The sequence below is a fragment of the Vibrio sp. D173a genome (assembly GCF_030248475.1).
Map to the genome: position 1 here is coordinate 1 of NZ_JAHGAH010000961.1, position 1,664 is coordinate 1,664.

The 1,664-nt window shown below is 48.5% G+C and carries 1 protein-coding gene and 1 pseudogene; one reads left to right on the forward strand and one right to left on the reverse strand.

The window, feature by feature from the left end:
• Positions 1–119 precede the first annotated feature (119 nt).
• A complete protein-coding gene (maiA, locus tag KIV40_RS30570) occupies positions 120–803 on the forward strand; it encodes a maleylacetoacetate isomerase (RefSeq protein WP_285353041.1) in 684 nt (227 codons plus the stop codon).
• Between the two features lie 116 nt (positions 804–919).
• Here the strand turns inward: maiA and KIV40_RS30575 are convergent.
• Positions 920–1,664: pseudogene (locus KIV40_RS30575) on the reverse strand (acetoacetate--CoA ligase); the annotation flags it as partial.

Below are 1,664 nucleotides of genomic sequence, written 5' to 3' on the forward strand. Positions count from 1 at the left end.
GTCTAGAGATGTTCGATGCTGCGGGTGACTCGATCTTTGGCGCGATTGATCAGAAAGTGAGTCAATACCGACAGTCATAAATAAGCTATCGAGAGGCACGATATGAACGAGGGCTCTTTATGAACAATAAGATCACACTCTATGGTTATTGGCGCTCTTCGGCAGCCTATCGAGTGCGTATTGGATTGAACCTCAAGCAGCTTAGCTATGAGTCGAAATCGGTGCATTTGGTCCGTAATGGCGGCGAGCAGCATGATCCGCAATATCGTGAGCTCAATGCCAGTGAACTAGTGCCAGTGCTGGTGGATGGTGACTTTAAACTCAATCAGTCGCTGACGATCTTGCAATACTTGGACGAAAGCTATTTGTGTGAGAGCAGCCCAGACACCCTGTTGATTCCTGATCAAACACCGCTGCGCTATCAAGCGTTGGCGATGGCTCAGGATATTGCGATGGAAATTCACCCTCTGAACAATCTGCGTGTGCTGCAGTATTTGGAGCGAGAATTGTCGTGCGAACAAGAGGCGAAAAAGGATTGGCTTCATCATTGGATGAGCCAAGGTTTCCATGCTTTAGAAGAGAAGCTAGCGAAGCACAGAAAAGCGCACGGCGACTCGGTATATAGCTTCACAGATTCACCCTGTATCGTCGATATCTGCTTGGTGCCGCAAGTCTACAATGCCTTACGCTTTGGCGTTGATATGTCGCCGTATCCGCTCATTAACTCGATTGTTGAAGCGTGTAACCAGTTGCCCGCGTTCATTGATGCTATGCCAGAGAATCAGGCGGATGCTAACGTATAATTCAGGTTAAGATCTAACGGTTGCTAAGATCAAAAAGCCCTCCACGAATGAATATCGTAGAGGGCTTTTCGTTGGAAGTTACCCTCTTCTAATTGAGAGCTTGTGAGATAAGAGTGCTACAGCGAAATCACACGCTTGATCTCATGGAGCACATCTGCATTGGCTATCGCACCGATGTTCTCAACGGATTTGCCATTTACCACCTGTTTCACCGCCAACTCCACCAGTTTTCCTGAGCGTGTTTTTGGTACGTCGCTGATAGCAAAAATTTGGCTTGGCACATGCCTTGGTGAGCAAGATGACTTGAGCTTATCCTTGATGGTTGCCAGTAATGTCTCATTTAGATTCACGCCTTGCTGCAACTGAACGAACAGCCAAATCTGCTCATTGCGGTCGACATCTTTACCCACGGCGATGGAATCGATGATGCCGTCAATGGTGTTCACTTGCTGGTAGATCTCGGCAGTCCCAATACGCACACCTCCAGGGTTGAGTGTAGTGTCGCCTCGCCCGTAGAACAGATAACCGCCATGCACGCTCTGTGCGACCTCATCACCGTGATGCCATACATCTTCGAACTTATCCCAATACGTGCTGTGATAGCGCTCTCCGGTGTCATTCCAGAAGCTTACTGGGAAGTTTGGGAGGGAGTTCGTACACACCAGTTCACCACGTTCGTGATTGACCTTGTGACCCGACGAATTGAACACCTTGATGTCGACGCCAAGCCCTGCCTGTTGGCACTCACCGCGATATACTGGCGAGATAGGATTCCCCAACACAAAACAGCCACAAATATCCGTACCACCAGATATGGAGGCTAAATGCAGGTCTTGTTTAATGCGCTTATAAACGTAATCA